The following is a 23,901-nucleotide window of genomic DNA, read 5'->3' on the forward strand; positions in this document are numbered from 1 at the left end:
CTTCATAGATCAAACACTTACAACCTGCTTTTTCCCCGGCTCTATCTCCAATGTCAGAAAGGATATGGGCTTCCCATCCAATCCAATGTCTGACTGCGCTGCTGTTTTCCGGCCGTTATGCTTAAGATACTCCCTTTTTCCGGGAAAAGCAACCTTCCAGATTAAACTTCTCCCTGTACGGTTTTCAAATTCAGTTGCTTCATCACCTGTATGCCTGACCGCAATTTCATTGTTTAAGATGGGCATATCCCTGATTTCAGCCCATTCAACCCCGCTGCCAAGGTTTGAAACAGTTGAAACCGTATTTCGGCCCTCGGCATTGATACCCAGCAATCCCATCACATAAGTTGACACTACGGCAAAAGACACCTCGGGATACTCGCGTCTCGGCAGTTCGGGATGGATAAGCTCCATAAGAACTTTCCAGGCTTCATTTTTCATTCCATAGCGGTAATATATCTCAGGAACATAAGACATTCCTTCCACATTCAATGATCTGTCTATAAGAGCCGCAGCGCTTCTTAAGGATATATCCAGCTTTTCATCCGTGGGTACGATACCATAAAACAGCGGCAGGAAATTTGCTTCATTATAAATATTCTTATAGAAAGTTCCGTCCTGTTTCATAGCACCGTAAAACCTTTTGTTTTGATCATCCCACCACTTTTTCAGATAGATATTCCTGACCTGCTCAGCCCTGCGTATAAATTTCTCAGCTTCTTCATACCGTTCCTGACTTTTAAGTATTTCGGAATAGCTCACTAACCCTGCATATTGTATGGCAGGCATATCCCCGCCCATGAGGTAATTAAGATCGGCTTCATTGTAGGATGCAATACCTCTTCTGCCATAACCGGCATAATGCTCCGGTATGCCGTCCTTGTCCCTATCCCATGTATCTGTGTATTCGTATACTGTTTTACTGTAAAAATTGTCAAACCTTTCATCGGATATATAGGTTTTGTCACCAGTCCAAAGATACTGAAGATAACATGACCTGATAAGATCAAAGTTTGCCGGAAGGTTATACCAGAAATCCCCGTCGTTTGTGTAGTCAACGGGTGTCGGTTTGCCTTCGCGGGTAATTTCCCAAAATGTACAATAGTCCCTTGAGCTGTCCATATTAATCATAAACTTTAAAAGCATATTTTTTGTATGCTCTCTCAGTCCGAGTATATTTGCTCCTATGCTCTGATGGCAGATATCCCTGATGCAAAATGAATCCCTGCCCGGCAAGGCTGCTTCATACCAAAGCCCCACAGGGTCTTCTCCAAAATGGACATATTGCATTGCCTGCCTTTTTGCCCATTCAAAACCGTTATTCAGCACCGTACTTGAAGAGTCGAATTTAACTTTTGCAGCATTGGCTTTTAGTTGTTCATTATATGACATGGTATCCTTCCCTTATTAATTATTAGTTATTACTCTTTAATTTTTAAAACATTATATTTGAGAAATTATATTGGTCAGAGCTCCTAGCCTTTTACCGCACCAATTGTAATTCCGCCGATGAAATATTTCTGAAAAAACGGATATATGAATACAATCGGCATTGTGACCAATATGGTGGTGGCAGCTCTTAGTGTCACTGTGGACATGTTCCGGAATTTTTGATACTGCAGTTGAGCATCCCTCAATTCCTGCTCCCCCTGTACCTCGTTCAGCAATCTGTTCAGCATTATCTGAAGATTGTCCCATTTCCGGTTTGAGTTATATAACTGAACATCGAACCACGAATTCCACTGGCTTACTCCCACATATATGGCTATGCACGCGAACACCGGCAGCGAAATGGGGGCAATAATCTGAAAGAATATCCGGAGATCACCTGCCCCATCCATAGAAGCAGATTCGCTCAGGGCTTCGGGAATATCCTGGACATACGAAGCAATTATAAGCATATAGTAGGCATTCAGAATATGAGGAATCCAGTATACATTAAAGCTGTTTATGAGGTGCAGCTTTAAAATAAGCAGGTATGTGGGAATTAAACCTCCGCTGAAATACATCGTTATAATAAATATTACTCTCATGAACCTTCTTCCAGAAAAATTTCTGACACTGACAACATAGGACAGCAAGCCGGTACCCAGCAGACAGGTCACTGTCCCTGCCACAACTCTTAAAACCGATATAACCGCACCTTTTAGTAAATTCTTATTTTGAAGCATATAGGAGTAAGATTCCAGAGAGAACTTCCTCGGCCAGAAATATATTCCACCTTTTGCGGCATCTATTCCGTCATTCAGGGAAACAGCCAGCAGATTTATGAAGGGATAAACCATCAGAAATGCAAAGAGTATCATAAACAAGGTGTTTGCCGCATCAAATATATTGCCGCCTATGCCATTTTTGTAGTACGTCCTGTTCATATTTATTACCTCTCAAATTGTATAAAAATGTCATGTATTAAGAGCGGCTATATTATAGACAGCCCCATAGCCTTCTTTGATACTTTGTTGGTCAGCAGCACCAAACCGAGACCTATAACCGATTTCATAAGGCCAACCGCAGTACCGTAGGAATACCTTCCCATCTGGACTCCAAATCTATATGCATAGGTGTCTATAACATCCCATACCTCTCTTGTTTGAACATTCCCTATCAGAAGCTGCTGTTCAAAGCCCGCATTCAGAAGTCCGCCCACTGCAAGTATCCATAACAGGATTATGGTTGGCCTGATGCCGGGGAGGGTAATATGCCAAACGGCACCAAACCTGCCCAGGCCGTCAACTGCGCCGGCCTGGTACAATTCCTCATCAATTCCGGCAATAGCCGACAGATAAATAATTGTTGACCAGCCAATATTCTTCCATATGTTTGCAGCCGTTATTATTGTCCAAAAATACTTGCTTTCCCCCAAAAAGGATACTGATTTATTCAGCACTCCCAATCTCATCAGCATATCATTCAGTATGCCGTCATTACCCAGAAAGCTGTATAAGAGACTTGCTGCTACAACCCAGGATATAAAATAGGGCAGATATGAAATTGATTGAATGGTTTTCTTAAAATATTTATTTCTTATCTCGTTAAATAATATTGCCAAAAGAATGGGCGCCGGAAATCCTATTAACAGGTTTAAACCGCTGATCACCAGCGTATTTCTCATTATTATGCCAAAGTCAGGCGATGTAAAAAACTCCATAAACCATTTGAACCCTACCCATTGGCTGCTAAAAATCTCTTTGCCGGGAATATAGTCTACAAATGACATAAATACACCGTACATGGGATAATAAGCAAAAATAGCCACCCATACGATCATCGGAATACTTATAAGCCATAATTCCCTTTCGCGTCTTAACCGCCTGAAAAACAGATTCAGCTTTGATTTACCGTTTTTGCTGTCCTTGTCCAGAAGTATGTTATCTGCTGCGACCCTACTCATTTTTCTCCCCCATTTCACAGTAAATATCAGGTGTTTAGTTGAGAAGAGACATATAAGTCTATATGTCTCTTCTTATTAATAATGACTGCTGATTTATTACTTCCAGGCTTCAAGATTTTTCTTGTATTCTTCGGTTCTGAATTTTTCAATATCATGTAAACCGGCCTTATTCATCTTATCTCTCAACTCATTGAAATTAGCTGTACAATCTTCTTCCGTTTTACTGAGAACCGCCTTGGCCCAACCGGTCTTTATGGAATCCTCAATCTGCTGTTTTACGGGAGTTAAAGGATTTTCAGGTGTAAAGGTTATCCTTCTGGCAGTGCTATCCCATATTGTGCCTTTTAGATTATCATTAAACATTTTCTTCCACTTGCTGTCCTGGTTGAAATTCTGATCATACCAGCAAACGCTTGTGTTGTCATCGGGAAGAGGTGACTGTTGAACACCGAACCAGAACTGCGATCCTCCCAGCAGGTCATGTTTTGTATAATCATAATTACCGCTTAGCAGACTTTGCTTTGCAGTCTCGTCAAAGCTCCACTTTCCATCGCCGTCATATTTCCAGTTTGAATCGGCAGTATTAGGTACTCCCCAGGATACAAGCCTTGTACCGATTGGCGTCATTGTAAAGTTTATGAACTTCATTATTTCCACAGCGTCTTTGCATTTATCGGTTATGACAGTATAGTTCCATCCGAAGGTATCCTTGGGGGCAAGGTAAGCATTTTCGGCCTGAGGTGCTTTTATTTTTATCTGTACATAGCGCTGATCCTCTTTCCAGTTGGGATCGCTCTTCTGCCAGATTTCATGTCCGGCATTCCAGGACTCCCACCAGTTCCCGATATGTCCCATTATCCTCTCATTTGAAAATTTGGTTTTCCAGTCATCAAATTTATTGATAAAGGCATCGGGATCAAGCATACCTTCTCTGTAGAATCTGTTGAAGTATTTTGTGAATTCCAGACCCTCAGGAGTGTTGAGCCAGTGTGTGAGATTATGGTCTGCAGCCTCCTTGTAGCCATCCTTTAAACCCCAGATGGCTGCAAGGGTCTCAATATTGCAGTTCTCATTCCAGGAAATGGCGTATGCCTTTTCGCCCTTGGAATTCCTGGAATGCTGTTCAAGCATCTTTTTCAAAACAGTATAATAATCATCGGGAGTTTCTATTTTGGGAGAACCCATTTCATTGTACCAATCCCACCTTATATGGGCGGAACGGTCAGGCAAAGGAAGCAATCCCCAGCCTCTCGGAATTCCATACAGCTTTCCGTTTTCATCAAGATACCTTTTGTATGTATCTCCAAGTGCAGTTTTTATATCAGAACCCACTTCATCCACATATGGGGTAAGTTCCTGAATTTTTCCCTGGGATTTCCACTTAGACAGGTTATCGTCATTCATTGCTATAATTACATCCGGATAATCATTTGAAGCCAGCATCAGGTTCAACTTTTCATTTGGATCGATATCCAACTGTGTTTTATTTATTTTTACATTAAACTTTTCCAATAAGTATTGGTTAATCAATTCAGTATTTTTTGCAACAGTATCAGGATTACTCTTATCAGCCTGGTATGCGGTTATCTCCAGGGTTTTTTCAGGAACTGCCCAGCCGTACTCATTGACCTTCTGATTTGCCGAAGTTGAAGCAGCAGCAGATGAAGGTGTTTGTCCATTCGTATTTCCTGCATTTTCGTTGCTTCCGCATCCTGCAGCCAAAGAGGCAATTAATGCAAAAGACATAACTGTAGAAATAATTTTTTTCATATTTTCCTCCCATTAAAAATCATTAATAAAGTTATACTAAGTTTTTTGTGTAGTACGGCGCCGTGACTACTTATACTAAATTAAAACATTACCATGCTTCCAGATACAGAGTAATTTTTTATCAAACAGGGTATAATCGATTTTTACCATCTAAAAATATTGATGGTATTTTTCAACTTTTATATTCTTTTCTTGAGAAACTATAATTTCCTGAACTTGTGGTCATGATATTCTCCCGGCGTTATTCCTTCATACTTTTTAAAGATATTTATAAAGGATTGAGTATTTGGATAGCCTACCTGCTCCCCGATTTCCTTCACTTTTAAGCTGCTGGTTTCCAACAGGCTTTTTGCTTCAATAATACGTCTCTCGGTAATATACTCCTTGATGGATTTACCCGTAAAGTCCTTGAAAAGCTTCGCAAGATATGAAACACTGAAGTCCAGATATTCTGAGATTGACTCAAGACACATATCACTTGAATTAAAGTTTTCATTTATATAATCAAGTGCTTTTTTTATTATGTCCTCCGTCTTATTATTCTTCTTTGTACCAATATAATCAATGATTGTCTGAAACAGGTTTTTAAGCCAGGAATTCATGGCCGCTAAAGACTTTTGTGAAAGCAGTTCATTGAATAAATTGGTTTTTTCGGGGAAAATATCATTAATATTAATAGCCATATCCAGGCAGCACTTCAATGTTGAATCCAACAAATGAAAATGAGTATACCTGATGATGGTGTAATCCGAAATATTTTTTTTGGAGTATTCAAAATAGCTGTCAAGGGCCTTAAATACTTCCTCCTTATCGCCGGCCCTTACATGTTTGAAAATTTTCTTTTCAATGTCCACAGGCTGGACATAGTACCATTCCTGAACTTTGGGTATGTCATTAATATAAATGATTTCGTTTGGCCCTTTAATTATTTTATAACCATAAGCCGAGCAGGCTTCTTTGTAAGAAAGCACAAGGTCATCGATTTTATGGCAGAAAGAACTGATACCAATGGTAACAGTGTACCGGGCGTTTTCAACTATCCTTTGCTGAATTTTCCTTATGAGCCGTGCAATTTCATCCTCACCCTCTTCCCGGCTTTCTACAGAGCTGCTCACAATCAGCGCCAGTTCATGGCTGTCAAGTCTGACAACCTCAACAGCAAGGTTTTGCTTTTCACTGCTTATCTCATATATGATACCCGTCTGGTATATCTGAAGCATTCCTATCTGCCTTTCGGAATATTCCTGAGAAAATGAGTCGAAATCATCAATTCCAAGCAGGCAGACATAATAGCCCGCAGCCTTTAATATATTACATTTATAGAAGCTGAGCTTTTCCCATAATTGCTCATCTACCGCAATTGTACTTTTAAGAAGATTGTTAAGAAGTGTATTCTTCAGCAGTGTAAAATTCTCCTCAAATAAATCCTCAAAGCTTCTGTTTCTATCGATCAGCATTTGTATTCTTTTACCTATATAATCAATATCATTTTTTATATATTCGTTTGTGACCTTTGAGCCGTCCTTTACCGTATTTATGAGATTATTTATAGGATTGTAAAGCCTGGCTGCCAGCAGATATGAGAAACCGACTCCCAGCAGCATACAGATCAAGGATATGAGAGAAGTATATATAATTGAGAATTTGATATTCTTATACACTTCTTTTGCAGGAATGGTGTAAATGTATTTCCATCCATATTCCTCGGATTGTGCAAAGGAAACAAGGGTATTCTCCTTTTCTATAACAGCATTAAAGCTCCCTGATTCCTGATCCATTTCTTTTAAAATATTATCGGTATATTGTTTATCTATGAGCTTTAAAAATCTGTCATCTATATTGGATACGGCCTTTCCATTCTTGTCAAGAATGAAAACATGAGCTTTGTCGTTTATTTTTGTATAATTCAATATATCACTAAAATAAGAGGCGTCAATTGTGAGTACCAGGATGGCTTCAGGGTTTTGTGCCGCTGAATTTATGGGCTTTATCACTGTTATGATATTTTTCCTGCCCGAAGTGTCCAGGTTATAGATTTTAAAATCCTTTTTGGGGTTCTGCTGCTTAAAACATGCCCTGGCCTCCTTCAGGAACTCCAGCTCATCCGCCTGATATATACCGCCGTACTGGAAGGTTTCACTGTCATTTATGTTCTGTATCCTTCCGGTCAGTACATTTACCGAAATTCCGCTGCTCATGTAAATAATATGACAGGAATTGAAATAGTTATTATACGCAACCGCACTATGGGTACTTCTAAGAAAATCTATTATGTCAACGATATCCTTATTGGCATCATCGACATTCCAGGCCATAAAATTTGCCACTCTCGGGTCCAGGGCCAGCTGCATCAGAGACCGGTTTGCATCTTTAAGCATTATTTCAGTGGCATTTTTCAGCTGGACAACGGTATTTCTGCTTGCCTCCGTTGTATGCTCCTTCAAAGTTTTCTCCATGTAAACATAATATACGGCATTAGCAGTAATAAGAATTATTACCGTCAATAAGGAGAGGGACAAAAACAATTTCACCTTGTAGCTGGAACCTCTTTTTAACATTAATACCTCCAGAATATAAGCAGCGCTTTTTTAATTAAGTTTTTGCAGTTATGATTTAATCTGAATTTTTTTAAAATTCAATGAAGATAAAATGATAAATTACATAATACCACATTAGCATTGTATTTTTCATTATAAAATAGAAAGGTACTATAAAAATTAAAAAATACTATCCGCCGAAAACTGTAATCCCGGAAAATACGCTAAAAAGCCGGGCAGCATTGCGCTCCCCGGCTTTTACATTTTATCCGCCTGTTTCCTTATTCTAAACCTCACAGTATCTTGCAGGCTCCTGCAAATCTATCTGTCTATAAGACTGTCCAGCGCATTATCGGCATGATAGGAGCTTCTGACAAGAGGTCCCGACGTAACATGGCTGAAGCCCAGCCTGTAAGCCGAAGCCTTATACTTTTCAAACATTTCAGGTGTAATAAATTCTACAACCGGATAATGCTTCAGGGATGGTGCAATATATTGCCCTATTGTGAGAATATCACAGCCATATTCCCTCAGATCCCTGAAAACCCCGGTCACTTCTTCCGGCTTTTCTCCCAGACCCACCATGATCCCCGACTTGGTGTATATCCGGCTGTCTTTTTCCTTCACATTTCTCAAAAGCCGGAGTGATCTGCTGTAATCTGCCTGTGGCCTGACTTCAGGGTAAAGTATATGGACAGTCTCAATATTGTGGTTAATTATGTCCGGCGCTGCCGAAACAACTGTGCCCAGGGCTGCCTCATCCCCTTTGAAGTCAGGGATGAGAACCTCTATTGTTATACCTTCACAGCTGCTTCTCACCTTTTCAATAACAGAGGCAAAATGTCCTGCTCCTCCGTCGGGAAGATCATCCCTTGTAACAGATGTGATGACCACATGCTTTAATCCCAGTGTCCCCGCAGCCTCTGCAATTTTTTCAGGCTCCTCCCTGTCTATGTCCATGGCCGTGCCCTTTTCCACATTGCAAAACGTACAATTTCTTGTACAGTGATTCCCCAGAATCATAAAGGTTGCAGTTTTTCTGCTGAAGCATTCCATGATGTTGGGGCAGGCAGCCTCTTTGCACACTGTATGGAGTGAGAGGTTTGCCAGTAACTTTTCCACCTGGGTTCTGTTTTTCCCGCCTATGGTCTTTATCTTAAGCCATTCTGGCTTCCTCTGATACATGGGATGCACCCTCCTTCTTCATCAGTTCCTCCGGTTTTGGTCTTTCAAGGGTTTCATATCCAAAAGCACAGCAGAAATACTTTATTACAAGTTCATACATGCTTTCCATATCCAACTCATGTCCCACAAGCTTTTGAAGGGAGGTAACACCCCTGTCGGTTATTCCGCAGGGATTTATCCAGCTGAAATGCTCCAGGCTTGTATTTACATTAAAAGCAAAGCCATGCATTGTAACCCACTTCTTCACTGCTACACCTATTGCAGTTATCTTTGAATTTCCAACCCATACCCCGGTATATTCCCTTTCGTCCCGGCGGGCTTCAATACCGTATTCCTCTTTCAGCAGAGAAGTAAATACATCCTCAATTTTATAAACATAATCCTTAATGCTTTTATTCCGGTCTTTAAGGTCTACAACGGGATAACCTACAAGCTGTCCCGGACCGTGATAGGTAACATCTCCGCCCCGGTTTACTTCAAAAACCTTCACTCCTCTTTGCAGCAGTTCCTCCCGGGAGAGGAGAATATTCCGGTATTCCCCTCTTTTGCCCAGGGTGAGCACAGGAGGATGTTCCAGGAGCAGCAGGGTATCCTCTATCTCGTTTCTCTGGCGCATTGCCAGTATGCTCTCCTGTATTTCCAATGCAGACGAATATTCAATTTTCCCAAGCCTGACTATGTTTAATTTACTCATACCAACCTCCCTTCCCCGGCGACTTTTTAGGAGCGGCATGCACAGCTCTGCCGGTACTTGCCAGCACTGCCTCATAAAAGGCTTCGGACAATGACGGATGCGGGTGAACGGTAGCTGCAATGCTGTTTACGGTAAGCCTGTTCCTTATTGCCAGCACCCCTTCTTCAATGAGCTCCCCGGCATGAGGCCCTAAAATATGCACTCCTATTATCTCCTCGGATTCTGCAGCCGTCAGGACTTTTATAAAGCCCTCCTCCTCGCCCAGTGTCATTGCCTTTCCATTTGCCCCAAACATGAACTTACCTGTATTGTACGGTATTCCACTGCTTTTTGCCTCTTCTTCGGTAAGTCCTGCCGAAGCCGTCTCGGGAAATGAAAACACACAGGCCGGCACCGGTTCAATCGAAGCCTGATCAGAGCAGCCCAGCAGCTTTTCAACGGCCCTTTTCCCCTCTTCTGCCGCAACATGCGCAAGCATGATGCCTCCGGTAACATCTCCGGCCGCATATATGCCGGGCAGATTTGTGACCCCCGCCTCTCCGGTTCTGATTCCTCTGTCATCGAACTCTATTCCGACTTCTTCAAGGCCTATATTCTTCACATTAGGCCTTCTACCGGTTGAAATCAATACATTCTCGACCTCGGCAGAAACTGCTCCGTTTTTGCCCTCATAATTAACCCTGATTCGGTCTCCCGTTTTCTCAAAGCCGGTCACCTTTGCTCCTGTTTCCAGGGCTATACCGGATTTTTTAAGGAACATGGCAAGCCTTTTGCTTATTTCTCCGTCAAACCCGTTCAGAATGCCGGGCAAATACTCTAATACGGTAACCCTTGACCCCATCTGGTTGAGAATTCCGGCAAACTCAATGCCTATAACTCCGCCCCCCACTATTACTACAGATTCAGGCACCCTCTCCAGGTTAAGGAGCTGGTCACTGGTCATGACACCCGGCAGCCCGGCACCTTCTATGGGAAGCATTGCAGGGCTGGACCCTGTGGCAATTAGGATACCTGTACCCCTTATCAGTATTTTTTCATCCTTGCAGGTGACCTCTACCGTATTTCTGTCAACCAGCCTGCCCCAGCCGTTTAAAACTTCTACCCCATTGGCTTTAAGCAACTGCCTGATTCCGTCGGTCAGCCTGCCAACCATATCCTGCTTTCTCTCAAGCATCTTTTTAGTGTTTACGGAAAATCTGTCAACGTCAATCCCAAATCCGGATGAAGCCTTAATGTCCCGTATGAGCTGAGCACTCCGGTATAGGGCTTTTGTGGGGATACAGCCTTTATTCAGGCAGGTGCCCCCCAGCTTCTCCATCTCAACAAGTGCTACCTTCGCTCCCAGCTGGGCGGCCCTTATAGCGGCATTATATCCCCCCGGGCCGCCACCCAGAATAATTATGTCTTTTTCCATATTGGCCTCCATTTTACCCATATTACCGGAAAACAGGTTCAAAAGTGCACCTGTACCCGGGAATGCATTTTTCACCATACCTCAATTTATATATCACAGCCGCAAAGCGGTACATAACTTAAGACAGGATTTCTTGCGGCCTTTGCTTCATCCAGCCTGGCCACCGCCGTAGAATACGGGGCTCCCCGGACCAGTCCAGGATCATTTTCAGCCTCCCCGGCGATCTGTACCATTGCGGCAATAAATTCATCCAGGGTTTCCTTGCTTTCGGTCTCTGTGGGCTCTATCATCATACATTCCTTGACTATGAGCGGGAAGTATATCGTCGGGGGATGATAGCCGAAATCCAGCAGTCTCTTTGCAATATCAAGAGTCGACACACCAAGCTCCTTCTGTCTCTGCCCCGAGAATACCACCTCGTGCATGCAGGCAGTATCATAGGGCAGATTGTAATAATCTTTGAGTTTGGCCATAATATAGTTCGCATTTAAAACAGCAGTTTCCGAAACTTCCCTAAGCCCTTTTGCCCCCATGGTCAATATATAGGCATATGCCCTGACCACAATTCCGAAATTGCCGTAAAAACTCTTCATTCTCCCGATGGATAAAGGCCTTTCATGGTTAAGGTAAAACCCATCCTTCCCTTTTTCCACAAGGGGTCCCGGCAAAAAATCAATCAGCTGCTTCTTGACTCCCACGGGTCCCGAACCCGGGCCCCCTCCTCCGTGAGGCGTACTGAAGGTCTTATGGAGGTTGAGATGCACAACATCAAAACCCATATCTCCGGGTCTCGATATTCCGAGAATGGCATTGGCATTGGCCCCGTCGTAATACAGCAAGCCCCCGGCCTGGTGAACAATGTCGGCTATCAGTCCGATATTTCTGTCAAAAAGCCCAAGGGTATTGGGATTGGTGAGCATTAAGCCTGCAACCTCATCACTCATGGCGTTCTTCAGGCTCTCCAGATCAACTCCGCCGTCAGCCGCCGACTTTACTTCCAGCACATCAAACCCGGCTACCGCTGCAGATGCAGGATTTGTTCCATGGGCCGTATCGGGTATGACGATTTTTTTTCTTTTAAAATCCTGTCTGTGTTCATGATAAGCCTTGATTATCATAAGGCCTGCCAGCTCTCCGTGGGCTCCGGCAGCGGGCTGCAATACTACCCTGTCCATCCCCGTTATCTCAGAAAGCATCCCGTCCATATTGTACATCAGCTCCAATGCCCCCTGAATGCTTTTAGGGTCCTGGTAGGGATGGATTTTTTCAAAGCCAGGCAAAGCTGCCGCATCCTCATTTATCTTGGGGTTGTATTTCATTGTGCACGAACCCAGGGGATAAAAGCCTGAATCAACGCCGTGATTTCTCTTTGAAAGGGCCGTGAAATGTCTTATAACATCTACCTCACTGACCTCAGGCAGATTTGCAGGCTTTTCCCTCAGCAGTTCAGCCGGGTAAAGCTCATTTATATCCTTCAGGGGAACATCGCATTCGGGGAGTGAGAAGGCCTCTCTGCCCGGAATACTTTTCTCGAAAATCAGAGATATATCTTGATGCATACTATAAACCCACCTTTCCTGCCAGAATGTCTATTTCTTTCCTGGACCTCTTTTCGGTTACAGCCACAAGCCAGGTATTTTCAAGTTCCTTATAGAATAAGCCGGCTTCCAGGCCGCCTATTATTTTCTCCTTCATGAGCTTTTCATTTAACCCGCCTACATTTCCCTTGTACTCCAGAATAAACTCCTTAAAAACCGGAGCGTTGAAAACAGGCTTGAAGCACCCCGTCTCCATGAGCTTTTTGCGGGCATAGGCCGCTTTTCCGGCACAGAGCAGTGCCACCTTTTTAAGCCCTTCCTTCCCCATTACCGACAGGTATATTGTTGCATTAAGAGCATTCAAGGCCTGATTTGAGCAGATATTTGATGTAGCCTTTTCCCTTCTGATATGCTGCTCTCTGGTCTGAAGCGTCAGTACAAATCCCCTTTTGCCGTTTTTATCGGTGGTTTCTCCCACTATTCTGCCTGGCATTTTTCTCATCAGCTTTGCCGTAGTTGACAAAAAAACCAAGGGAAGGTCCTCCGAAATTCATTGCATTCCCAAGACATTGCCCGTCACCAACGGCAATATCGGCCCCCAATTCTCCGGGAGCTTTGAAGAGGGCCAGTGATATAGGATCACATATGACTATGAGAAGTGTTCCTCTCTTATGCAGCAGCTCGGCCAGGCCGGCATAATCCTCCACTATGCCGAAAAAATTGGGAGTTTGAATTATCACTGCCGCAGTATCCCCGGTAAGTTTGGCCTCCAGGTCATCCCTGTCGATCCTGCCGTCCTTGTACCCAAAAACATTCAGGGCTGTTCCTCTAAACCTTGAATATGTTTTCAAAACCTCTCTGGTTTCAGGCTGCACCGAATATGCCGTCAGGATGCTATTCCTTTTTGTGGCTCCGCAAGCCATTGCCGCTGCCTCTGCTGCAGCTGTGGCTCCGTCGTACATGGAGGCATTGGCCACCTCCATTCCCGTGAGTTCCTTTATCATTGTCTGATACTCAAATATTGCCTGCAGAGTGCCCTGGCTGATTTCAGGCTGATATGGGGTATAGACGGTGTAAAATTCCTGTCTTGAAGTCAGATGCCTGACCACGCTGGGTATATAATGATCATAGGCTCCTGCTCCCAGGAAGCAGGTATATCCATCGGTATCTGCATTTTCCCCCGCCAGCTCCCTCATATGGGCCATAAGTTCAATTTCCGAAAGCGCATCGGGCAGCCGGAGGCTTCTGTTCAGCCTCAGACTGTGGGGAATGCCCGAAAAAAGCTCTTCTACCGAACCAATACCTATATCCTCCAGCATTTCCGCCCTTTGCCCCGCAGTATTGGGTATATAACGCATCAGTCTTCCTCCTCTTCACAGAATTTTTCATATTCCCCTGCCCCCATCAAAGTATCAAGCTCATTTACATTCCCGAGTTCTATAACAGCAATCCAGCTTTCGTAGGGACTGTTATTTACATTGCCCGGACTGTCCAGAAGTTCTTCATTGATATCGGCCACTGTTCCTGAAACGGGCGTGTAGATATCGGAAGCTGCCTTTACCGACTCTACAACTCCCAGAGTATCGCCCTCTGCCAGCACCGTACCTTTTTCAGGCAGCTCCACATATACTATTTCTCCAAGGGATTTCTGGGCATAGTCGGTAATTCCCATATATGCCCTGTCTCCTTCAACTTTCACCCATTCGTGCTCCTTTGAATACTTTAACCCTTCAATGACCTTAAACATGTAAAATACCTCCGTTAAATTATTTTTTATATTTTTTGCTATAAAAAGGCAGGCTTATTATTTTAGCCCTGGCGCATTTTTTTCTTATCTCAATGTCGATTTCATTCCCCTCAATGGCATATTGGGAATTTATCAATGCCATCCCTATATTGCTTTTCAGTGTGGGAGAATAGCTTCCAGTGGTCACGAAACCCTCTGTTTTTCCGTTTAGCTTAACCTCATAATGACTTCTCGGGATTCCTCTGTCCACCATTTCAAAACCCACCAGTTTTCTTTTGAGACCTTTGTCCCTTTGCTCCTGAAGTGCTTCTTTTCCGATAAAACCGTCTTTCCCAAGATTAACAAATCTCTCAAGTCCTGCTTCAAGGGGTGAAATTTCTCCGGATATTTCCTGCCCGTACAAGGGCAGCGCAGCTTCAAACCTCAGGGTATCCCTTGCACCAAGTCCCACCGGAACCAGGCCTTCCTCCTTCCCGGCCTCAAGAATCCTGTTCCACAGGGCCTCGCCGCTGCCGGCTTCCAGGTATACCTCAAAACCGTCCTCTCCCGTGTATCCGGTCCTGGATACTATTGCATTGAAACCACCCACCAATGTCTGGGGCAGGAAATGAAAGAACCTTATTCCGGAGAGGTCGGTATCTGTGAGCGACTGCAGAATACTTTCAGCTTTCGGCCCCTGAATTGCCAGCTGGACAAAGTTCTCCGACACATTGTCTATTTCAACCTGCCCCCCCTTGTTTTCAGTCAGCCAGTCAAAATCCTTAAGGGTATTTGATGCATTTACCACCAGCAGATAGTATTCCCTGGAATACTTATATACAAGCAGATCATCAACCACACCTCCATTGGGATAACACATGGGTGAGTAGACTATCTGGTTCTCCTTTGTCTTTAAAATGCTGTTGGTTACAAGACCTTCGAGAAATCCCTCGGCATCGGGCCCTTTCACCAGTATTTCCCCCATATGGGATACATCAAAAATACCCGCTGCATTTCTTACCTTTTGGTGTTCTTCGATAATTCCTTCATACTGGACCGGAAGCTCCCATCCTCCAAAATCAATCATCTTTCCGCCAAGTTTTACATGTGCTGCATAAAGCGGTGTCCTTTTCACAACAATGCCCTCCCTTTTCAATATTTTGATTTTTGCATTGGCCAATTTTGGTAATAAAAAAAGAAGACAACAAAAAATGTCATCTTCCTCTGTTTCCAAACCTGAGAGATTCCTTCCCGTCAATACGGGTCGTTGCTCCTTCGGTGCCGGTTCCTCCGGCTTTTCAGAGATATGTCCGAAAACAGTCCTTTTACCTGAAAGGTTCACTGCAATACGACCTATTGCAATTTTCTTCTTCGGTGCCGAAAACGGTCTCTCCTGCCTCCATCATCCATACTTCATTATATTTTGAAATTCTCTACTTATTCTATATTTATTCTAATATTTTATATCAAAACTTATTATCAAGCTTTTTTCAATCAATTCCTATAATACATTATATCATTATCCTAATCTTAATAAAGCAATTTATTTGAAATTTTATCCTACTCTGAACACTGAATTTCATTTAAAAACTGAAAAAAACAGACAGCCTGGATTAGTTCAGACTGTCTGCTTTTCAACTGCCAATTATTTTTTACTGTCAAACCAACAAATTTAAGTATTTATCATTTACTATTTTGACAATAAATTATATAAAATCTGTGCCATTTGCGCTCTGTTTGTAGTCGCTTTTGGTGTAAGCATGTTATCGCTGCCGCCCACTATTCCTGCTTCTACAAACACCGTCATGGCCTCCCTTGCCCATGGTGCGATGCTTCCTGCATCGGAAAAGTCGTTTAACGCTTTCCCTTCACTTCCAGCAGGTTGTTCACCCATCAGCTTTAACGCGTTGTACAATAATGCGACCATTTCCTGCCTGGTTATTTCCTTGTTCGGAGCATACTTATTGTCCCCCACTCCTTCCGATATACCAAGTCTCTTTGCTGCTGCCAGATAACCCGTATAATAGGTATTTCCTGCATCAGAGAAGTTATCTCTGGGATTTTCATCAGGTTTCTGTCCGTATGCTTTCATTAACATTACCAGGAACTGTCCGCGTGTCAGCTTATCTGCCGGACCGAAGTTGCCGTCGCCTGTTCCGGTTGTGATGTCCCTTGCGGCCAAAAATGTAACCGCATTGCCGTACCACGCATTTGCTGCAACATCCTTAAATGTCACCTTGTTATAACCTAAGACATACTGAGAGCTGTGGTCGGTACTAAAGGTAATCTTTTGAGCTTTAATATCATACGCACAATTACTGACTATTTCTGCTTTACCTTCCGAATTGATGCCGTAGATAACAATAGCATTTTTATCTTCACCCAGTTTTAGTGTGTACGGTATTTCTATTTGTACATTACCACCAAATTCTGATATGGTTCTGTTATCAATTTTTACACTTAAATCATATACCGGTATGTCTCCAACGGTTTTTTTCACTTTTCCTGATAGTGTAGCTGCATCTACTTTGCTGACTGTAATTTTCACATCAGTCCCAGTTTCCTTTGAAATGCCGGAGAGCGCCTTCTGATCCAATGTAATCTCTGCAATCGGTGTTGTAATAATCAGTTCATCAATCTTGTTATCATTGATCGTTCTTATGGCTGCGACAGGTATACTTGTCTCAACCGATTTCACATCGCTTTTTGCATTTACTTTTATTTCAACTATCACAGCTGTTCCAGGTGCACTTTTAGCCGCTTCTGCTGCCGCCTTGGTTACAGCTTCGGTAATCTGGCTTTTTGTTACAACTGCAGCCGCATTTCCGTTTGAATCAATCTTTGCTTCAGTTGTAGTTTTGCCTACCACGGATGTTCCATTCTTTTCCGTTGATACTACAGGCGCAGGCACCGTTGTTGGTGCAGGCGTCGAGGACGAGCCGCCGCTTGATGCAGAAGGTAAACCGTTTCCTCCGCCTGTTGAGCCACCATTGTATGTCCATTCAGCTGTAACAGTCACATTCCTGGCAGGCATTGTAAATGTAGTAGTGGCGTTACCTGCGTTGCCAAATATCACACCCTCGTTTGAACTCCAGCCACCAAACCTGAAGTTGCTATAACTGCCTGCATTTATTGTAACAGTTTCACCTTCCGGATAGCTGCCCGCCCCCGAATCGGACGCGTAGCTGCCTTTTACCGTAAGGCTGTATTTTGCTGTATTGTTTTCCTCAAATATTGGTTTTATAGTAACTACCACATTCGGCATTGTGAAACTATTCCCGTTAATGGTCAACCCTACCGGGCTGATGACCTGCCACTCCTTTAAGTGATAACCGGCATCGGGTATTGCTGTCAGGGTGATTTCGGTACCGGCAACAGCTGAAGCTGCGCTGGCATTTGCCGTACCGTGTTCACCGTTCTGGACTGTAATACTGTGGCTGACCTGTACCGAGCTGTCAACAAAGCAGACGCTGAACGTAACCGGGTTCTCTTTATCAAAGAAGATTTTAAATTCAGCAGTCTTACCGTTTTCAAGTCCAAGATTGGCCAGATAGCCGCTCTTTATGGTCAATGCACCTTCAGAAGTAACAGTAATAGCCGAACCTGTCACACTTTCAGTGCCATAAACCACATCTGTTACAGAACTTGCACCGTTCCATGTGATGTAAGTGCCCACATCTGCCGGAGCACTAAGGTCATAGTCTGCACTTTCCGGATTGATTACCGGCTGATCCCTGCTGATGAATACTGCCTTTACAGTCACCGCCTCATCAGGCATGGTGAAGGTATTTCCGTTAATGCTTAAGCCTGCGGGACTGATGACCTTCCATCCTTTGAAGATATAACCCTCCTCAGGTGTGGCTGTTAATACAACCTTTGTATCCTTTATTGCTGAAGTAACATTGGCAGCTGCTGTGCCGCGGCCCTCTGTTTCGACTGTTATACTGTTTTTAGCCGGTGCGGAGCCTTCAATGAAATTAACAGTAAACTTTGCAGGATTTCCCTTATCAAAGGAGATTGTAAATTCTGCCTTATTTCCGCCTGCAAGTCCAAGACCGGCCAGATAGTCGCTCTTTATAGTCAATGCGCCTTCCGTGGTAACAGCTCCCGGGGCAACAGAGAAATTCGGTTCTGTCACAGGATTTCCGTTGTATACTATTCCCTTTACAGAGCTTGCTTTATTCCATTTGATAGTAGTACTTACATCACCGGGTGTGGCAATATAATAGTTGGCACTCTCGGGAGTGATTTCGGCATTGTCATTGGTTACGGTGATAGTAAAGTCCTTGGCATAATTAACACCGACCTCACTTCCTTCTTCGATGGCTGCGGTTACAACAACTGTTCCTGATTTCGCTGCGGTAAGTATATTACCTTCTATGGTTGCTCCGGTGGTACCGGCATCCTTCACACTCCAGGCAATACTTTTGCGTGTTGCGCTATCGGGTGAAACAGTACCAAAAAGCACTGCTTTCTCCCCGGCCTTCACCGCCGCCGGAACATTGGTAATATCGGTCACCGCGCGGAATTCACTGTCAACAAGGTTACGAATTTCAATTCTCATTCGTTGATTATCTTTACCCTGGTCATCAGCAACCATTACCTTGGCACCATTATTAACAGATTCTTCTACAGTCATTACTTTTCCATTACTTTTGTTAATAAGCTTATAGCAGTCACCGTCTTTTTCCAATTTCCACTGATTAGTATCAGTTATTGAACCATCCTCAAGTTTTGCATTTTGACAGATTTGCTCTATGGGTGAACCGGCAAGAATGTCGATTAGACGACCGCTTTGAACCGACTGTATTTGGTAATAGCCTGTACCGAGATCAATGAATCTCCATAACTGATTATTTCCATCGCCATTTGCCCATTGGTTTATCACCGCTCCAGGATCACTTGAAACCCTGTCAACATCCAAGGCTTTTCGGCTGTGCTTTGGTTGAATTTTAACCATCTTTTCGGGAATTATTTTATCAGCAATCGAACTCATATATCCACCGCTGAATTTGTCTATTGTGAGGCTGTCGATATTAAATCTTCCGGTATCATTCTCTTCACGTATGAATTCAATTACATTTTTTCCGGCCTTCAAGTTTACTGACTCTGTTGCATCATTCCAGGAATCCCAGTTTGCTGTCGGAGGCAATATAACCTGTTTTATAAACTCGTCGTTAACATACATGCTCATTGTTATATTATACTGCTGTACTCCGCAATATCTCACGGTTGAAGTGTATGAAGCAGTATTGGGTACATTTACTTCAAACTGAATTGAATCTCCTTCGTCCTCAAAACCACCTACAAATCCGTTACCATCATACCATAGGTGATCCTGTACAACTTTTAGGTTGCCTGAACGGGTTGCTGTTTCAGCCTGATACTTCCAGGGAGTACGTTTGTTAAGATGAATATTGTCAACACTTATAATACCTGAATTATCAGTTTCACATTTATAAGTAATAGTGTTCTTTCCCTCTTTCAGGTTTAAAGTCTCCAGCTGCTCAGTCCAAGCAGTAGGTCCTCCGGTAACCTGAAGAGTTATATCTTTAACTTTTACGCCATTCAAATAAAGCGCTAAGTTTTTACCTGCGGTTTCGTTTGCATATCTCAGCTTTATATCATAGGACGCCGCATTCTCAACATTTACTGAATATTCCACTGATGAATTTGCTTTTGACAGCCCTTCTACATAACCGAATCCCGTATTGCCGTCATTTGCCTGAACTATTTTAGCATCTTTCGATCCCGTAGTTCTTGCACTTTCCGCCTCATAATGCCAGGTAGTTGCTTCAGTAACAGTTATGTAATCAAGATTTACATTACCGGTGTCGCCATCGTCATATTTATATGTTATTGTATTGTTTCCCTCTTTCAAGAAAACATTGTCATAACGGTCAGCCCAGCTGTCCCAGCTTTTTAAATCAAAGAATACTATTTGCTTGACTTTTTTGCCATTGACATACATGCTCAAGGTTCTGTCTATGCTGTCACCAAACCCTAAACTGTAGCGCGACTTAATGGAATAGCTGCCAGCATTGGCTACGTTTACATTATAGGTAATCGAAGATTCTGAAATCCATAAGCCTCCTACAAAACCAGTTCCGCTATATCCTGGATGGTCAGTATCCATTTTTGCATTCCCGGACTTCTCGGCATCTTCTGCTTCATACAATAAGCTTCTTTTTATAGTCATGGCATCCAGAGCCAAGGCGCTGTTACCGGATAGACGGATCTTGTTGCTTCCGGCTCTAAGCTTAACATTATCAACTCTTTTAATGTCGAAATTTGCATAGGAGCCTGCATTGGACGCAAATGAAATATTACCTGGTGCGTCCTGGTTGACTTCCAATTTCATGTCAGCAGCACTCGCCGTATTATTATTGTATCTGAAGTCCAGTGAGTAGGTTCCTTCCGAGTTGGTGTTTACCGTAAACTCTGTATAGTCATTGTCGCTGCTGTTATTGTATTTTACATATATTGCACCCGAAGCAAATGCACTTTGCCCGGATATTTTTGTGACTCCTGATAACTTTGCATCTTCAGCTTCATAAATTTCGCTTTTTTCCTCTCCTGAAGGCCTGTTGAGAACAGTCCCGGGATTTGACGGAATTCCGGGATTTATGAAATCATTTTCATCCCAGTTTATAAGCTGAGCCCTTATTCCTCTGTTTCCGCCGCCCTGTCCATGTGTCGGTATTCCATGGTAAATAATCCAATCCTCCGAACCGTCTTCGGACTTAAGGAATAAAGGTGATCCCGGTCCGTAAGAACTGTTTTCATCCGATCTTTTCATTATTGGCTGTTCATATTTTTTCCACGAATCAGGGTCCATAACATCAGATGTTGCATCAGCTACCGATACGCCCACACAATAATTATCATTCATGAAACTGCTTGCAGAATAGGCAAAGTATATCTTACCGTCTTTTTCAACTACGGCACAGCCCTCATTTATATTGTCGTTCTTCTTTTCCCAGTCAAACTGAGGCCTTGCCAATGTACATTCCGGCCCTGTCAATGTCCAGGGGTTCTCCATTTTTACAATGGTCGGGCATTCATCAAATTTTGTTTTTGCAGGATCTTTCGGGTCAGGGAAATAGTAGTATTTTGTATATGTAAAATATCTTTCTCCCTTAATTGTTATAACGCCGCAGGCCAAACCGTAGCCTTCGGTATTCAGAAGTCCCTCCTTCTCGGTAACCTGTCCGTCTGCGTCTGCATTGGCGGATTTTCCCTTGAGCACCCAGGTTCCTTCAAAAGGATCGGGATTTGAGTTTTCCAGGACGTAGGAACTCGGATGTCCATATCCAAAATCATTCTCCGGACCTGAAGCAAAATAAATATACCATTTTCCATCCAGTCTATAGATGTATGGACCCCACACATACCCGAAATCAGCAGGTTTTTTCCAAACTAATTTACTTTTTGCGGTTGATATTCCGAGAATTGTTTCACTTCTCTTTAATGTGATATTATTATCGCCGGAAAAACAGGCATAATAATAACCATCTGCGGCCCTTGCGATTGTGGGATCAGCGCCGCCCATTAGCGGGTTTACATAGTTGTTAGTCACTTCGGCATAAGAAATGCTTGTCAGCAATAATGAAAATATCATTGCCAATGATACCATAACTAAACTTTTTTTCCTCATAATATTCTCCTTCTTTTAAATTTTTTTATATTCTGAGTATTGAGAAGTACCTTTTCAGACTTTTTATAAATGTTAACATAATTATATAACTCATATTTAGAGAACAAAATCAGAATGTTCTTACTTTTCTTGTGTTATTTTTACTTGTTTTAATTGTATTCCATCAGCGGCTTTCCTTGCCATGCACTACCTGCCTGCCGCTTCGATCAGATCTTCCAGCAATAGAATTGATGAAATGTTTGAGGCTGCACCGATAATAATCCACGAATCAGCTTGTTCATATGGCTCCAGATATGCCAGTTCACCATCGATGGCTTTCTGCCTTAAGGAATTGGGCCTTGTCCTGCATGGTTCCAGAGCATACATGGGAGTCTCATCGGCTCTCTTGGCAATCAACGATCTGGGAAAGCTTCCCAACGGCCTTATAACAAAAGCTGCTTTATCCTTTTGGGCATTTACTATCATTTCAGCCGTAATTTTGCCGCTTTCCTCAATCAAATCCAGATAACCGTTGAGCTCTTTGACCTTTTTCAGGCAATTTACCGGTTCAGGCACGTACTGATAGCACCTTATGGGATCAAGAGGCAAACTGAAGCCGTATATCTCAAGAGGATTTTCCTCTTTCGGCGCCGAATCCCGGAGCAGCATTTTATCCACGGCAACAGGCAGAATATACCTTCCTCCTTTTGAAACAAAACCTCCTGCCGGCTGGATATGAAAACCGTCATCCAGCGGCTGCCTTTCACCGGTTAAATTCCTTGTTGAATCTTTTCGGACCAAGAGGGAGGAGTTGTATCTTGTGAAAATTTTGATATTTTTTTCATAGACAGGTTCTGCCCGGTAACCCTTTATGGGAACAATACCTTTCAGACAAATCTGCTCCCTGTCCCATGAAATACTTATGGATTCCAATATTGTCCTTGAATAGGAGCCTGTCCCGTGTACCGTCCTGACTTCGTCGGGAGTACCGAAAATCTCAGGACCCAGAGCCGCAACAGCGGCGTAAAAGCCCTTTTCCCAGCCCCCGTTTTCGCAAAGATTTACATTGTCAGGATGAAGAAGATATTCCTCTCCCCTGTCCCATGTGATTTTTTCCTCACCCAGGAAGATTTCTCCCATATCCATCCCCCTTTCGGAAATAGCCGTAAAAGTCAATAATCCGTTGGATATACGCAGGATATTGATACTGCTGCCATACCTGTCTTTAAATATCCTCTTTTCCATAAAACCGCCATGTGGCAGTTCTCTCCGGGCACCTGCCGCCAATTCCCCAAAATGAATTATATTTTCCTTACACATGACCATACTCCATTGCACAGGTGTCCTTCAGCTCAATGCAGCTTAACAGGATTACCGGTTCTATTTCCGGAAACCCGCTCACAACGATTTCGGCCTTTTGCAGGATGTCTCTTTTTCCTATTCCTACAACTCTCATACCGGCCCGTTTTGCGCCTTCCACCCCCGCCTGTGCATCTTCAAATACAAAGCATTCGGACGGATCGATCCCCAGCTTTTCCGCCGCCTTCAAAAACACTTCGGGATCGGGTTTTGCCTTTGAAACACTGTTCCCGTCCACAACAGCATCAAAGAGCTCTGTTATGTCAAGCTTTTCAAGTATTATAGGGGCATTTTTGCTGGCCGATGCCAGGGCAGTCCTTATGCCTCTGCGTCTCAGATACTCCATGAAATCCCTTGCCCCGGGCAGTATATCCGCCGGGGTCATTTCATAGAGATATTCCTTATACCATTCATTCTTTTTAGCAGCAAGTTCCTCTTTTTTCTCCGGGGATAAATTTGTACATCCACCCACTTCAAGGAGTATCTCAAGAGATTCCATACGGCTCACGCCCTTCTGCCGCTCATTATCCTTTTCTGTAAATTCAAAACCCAATTCCTGTGCCAGCCTTTGCCAGGCAAGAAAATGAAATCTTGCCGTATCCACAACCACGCCGTCCAGGTCAAAAACGGCCGCTTTAAATGGCTTCATGT

General features: G+C 43.3%; 14 protein-coding genes, 1 pseudogene and 2 riboswitches. All 15 genes and pseudogenes read right to left on the bottom strand.

Features of this window, described 5'->3' with window-relative positions; all coding sequences use genetic code 11:
* Positions 1 to 9: 9 nt before the first annotated feature.
* The gene (locus tag CTER_RS20320) at positions 10 to 1,392 is read right to left on the bottom strand and encodes a glucosidase family protein (protein WP_004628739.1); all 1,383 of its coding nucleotides are present in this window, start codon (positions 1,390 to 1,392) and stop codon (positions 10 to 12) included.
* Between the two features lie 83 nt (positions 1,393 to 1,475).
* Positions 1,476 to 2,372 (bottom strand): carbohydrate ABC transporter permease, encoded by an 897-nt coding sequence (locus CTER_RS20325; protein ID WP_004628731.1) that lies wholly within the window; start codon positions 2,370 to 2,372, stop codon positions 1,476 to 1,478.
* Between the two features lie 47 nt (positions 2,373 to 2,419).
* A complete protein-coding gene (locus CTER_RS20330) occupies positions 2,420 to 3,391 on the bottom strand; it encodes an ABC transporter permease (RefSeq protein ID WP_004628814.1) in 972 nt (323 codons plus the stop codon).
* Between the two features lie 96 nt (positions 3,392 to 3,487).
* Positions 3,488 to 5,161, bottom strand: a complete 1,674-nt coding sequence (locus CTER_RS20335; protein WP_004628801.1) for a type 2 periplasmic-binding domain-containing protein — start codon at positions 5,159 to 5,161, stop codon at positions 3,488 to 3,490.
* Positions 5,162 to 5,361: 200 nt separating this feature from the next.
* Complete coding sequence (locus CTER_RS20340) at positions 5,362 to 7,719, bottom strand: helix-turn-helix domain-containing protein (protein WP_004628812.1); 2,358 nt, start codon at positions 7,717 to 7,719, stop codon at positions 5,362 to 5,364.
* Positions 7,720 to 8,019: 300 nt separating this feature from the next.
* A complete protein-coding gene (lipA, locus tag CTER_RS20345) occupies positions 8,020 to 8,883 on the bottom strand; it encodes a lipoyl synthase (RefSeq protein WP_004628758.1) in 864 nt (287 codons plus the stop codon).
* Positions 8,855 to 9,577 (bottom strand): lipoyl(octanoyl) transferase LipB, encoded by a 723-nt coding sequence (gene lipB / locus CTER_RS20350; RefSeq protein ID WP_004628760.1) that lies wholly within the window; start codon positions 9,575 to 9,577, stop codon positions 8,855 to 8,857. The genes lipA and lipB overlap by 29 nt, the downstream gene beginning before the upstream one ends.
* Entirely contained in the window at positions 9,570 to 10,991 is a 1,422-nt protein-coding gene (gene lpdA / locus CTER_RS20355; protein ID WP_004628756.1) for a dihydrolipoyl dehydrogenase, read from the bottom strand. Before lpdA ends, lipB begins: the two co-directional genes overlap by 8 nt.
* An 86-nt stretch (positions 10,992 to 11,077) precedes the next feature.
* Positions 11,078 to 12,550: an aminomethyl-transferring glycine dehydrogenase subunit GcvPB gene (gene gcvPB / locus CTER_RS20360; protein WP_004628903.1), complete on the bottom strand. Its 1,473-nt coding sequence runs from the start codon at positions 12,548 to 12,550 to the stop codon at positions 11,078 to 11,080.
* A 1-nt stretch (position 12,551) separates the two neighbouring features.
* Positions 12,552 to 13,890, bottom strand: a pseudogene (gene gcvPA, locus CTER_RS20365) (aminomethyl-transferring glycine dehydrogenase subunit GcvPA).
* Complete coding sequence (gcvH, locus tag CTER_RS20370) at positions 13,887 to 14,276, bottom strand: glycine cleavage system protein GcvH (protein WP_004628783.1); 390 nt, start codon at positions 14,274 to 14,276, stop codon at positions 13,887 to 13,889. Before gcvH ends, gcvPA begins: the two are co-directional and overlap by 4 nt.
* A gap of 19 nt (positions 14,277 to 14,295) precedes the next feature.
* Entirely contained in the window at positions 14,296 to 15,342 is a 1,047-nt protein-coding gene (gene gcvT / locus CTER_RS20375; RefSeq protein ID WP_242835034.1) for a glycine cleavage system aminomethyltransferase GcvT, read from the bottom strand.
* A gap of 127 nt (positions 15,343 to 15,469) precedes the next feature.
* Positions 15,470 to 15,562, bottom strand: a riboswitch (glycine riboswitch).
* A riboswitch (glycine riboswitch) is annotated at positions 15,563 to 15,661 on the bottom strand. It lies immediately after the preceding riboswitch.
* 284 nt (positions 15,662 to 15,945) lie between these two features.
* Positions 15,946 to 21,912, bottom strand: a complete 5,967-nt coding sequence (locus CTER_RS20380) for an InlB B-repeat-containing protein (protein WP_004628742.1) — start codon at positions 21,910 to 21,912, stop codon at positions 15,946 to 15,948.
* Positions 21,913 to 22,098: 186 nt separating this feature from the next.
* A complete protein-coding gene (locus tag CTER_RS20385; RefSeq protein ID WP_004628798.1) occupies positions 22,099 to 23,211 on the bottom strand; it encodes a DUF4432 family protein in 1,113 nt (370 codons plus the stop codon).
* On the bottom strand, positions 23,204 to 23,899 hold the full coding sequence (pgmB, locus tag CTER_RS20390; RefSeq protein ID WP_004628884.1) for a beta-phosphoglucomutase: 696 nt from the start codon (positions 23,897 to 23,899) through the stop codon (positions 23,204 to 23,206). The genes CTER_RS20385 and pgmB overlap by 8 nt, the downstream gene beginning before the upstream one ends.
* Between the last annotated feature and the right edge of the window lie 2 nt (positions 23,900 to 23,901).

The organism is Ruminiclostridium cellobioparum subsp. termitidis CT1112, from assembly GCF_000350485.1.
Classification (GTDB): Bacteria; Bacillota; Clostridia; order Acetivibrionales; family DSM-1351; genus Ruminiclostridium; species Ruminiclostridium termitidis.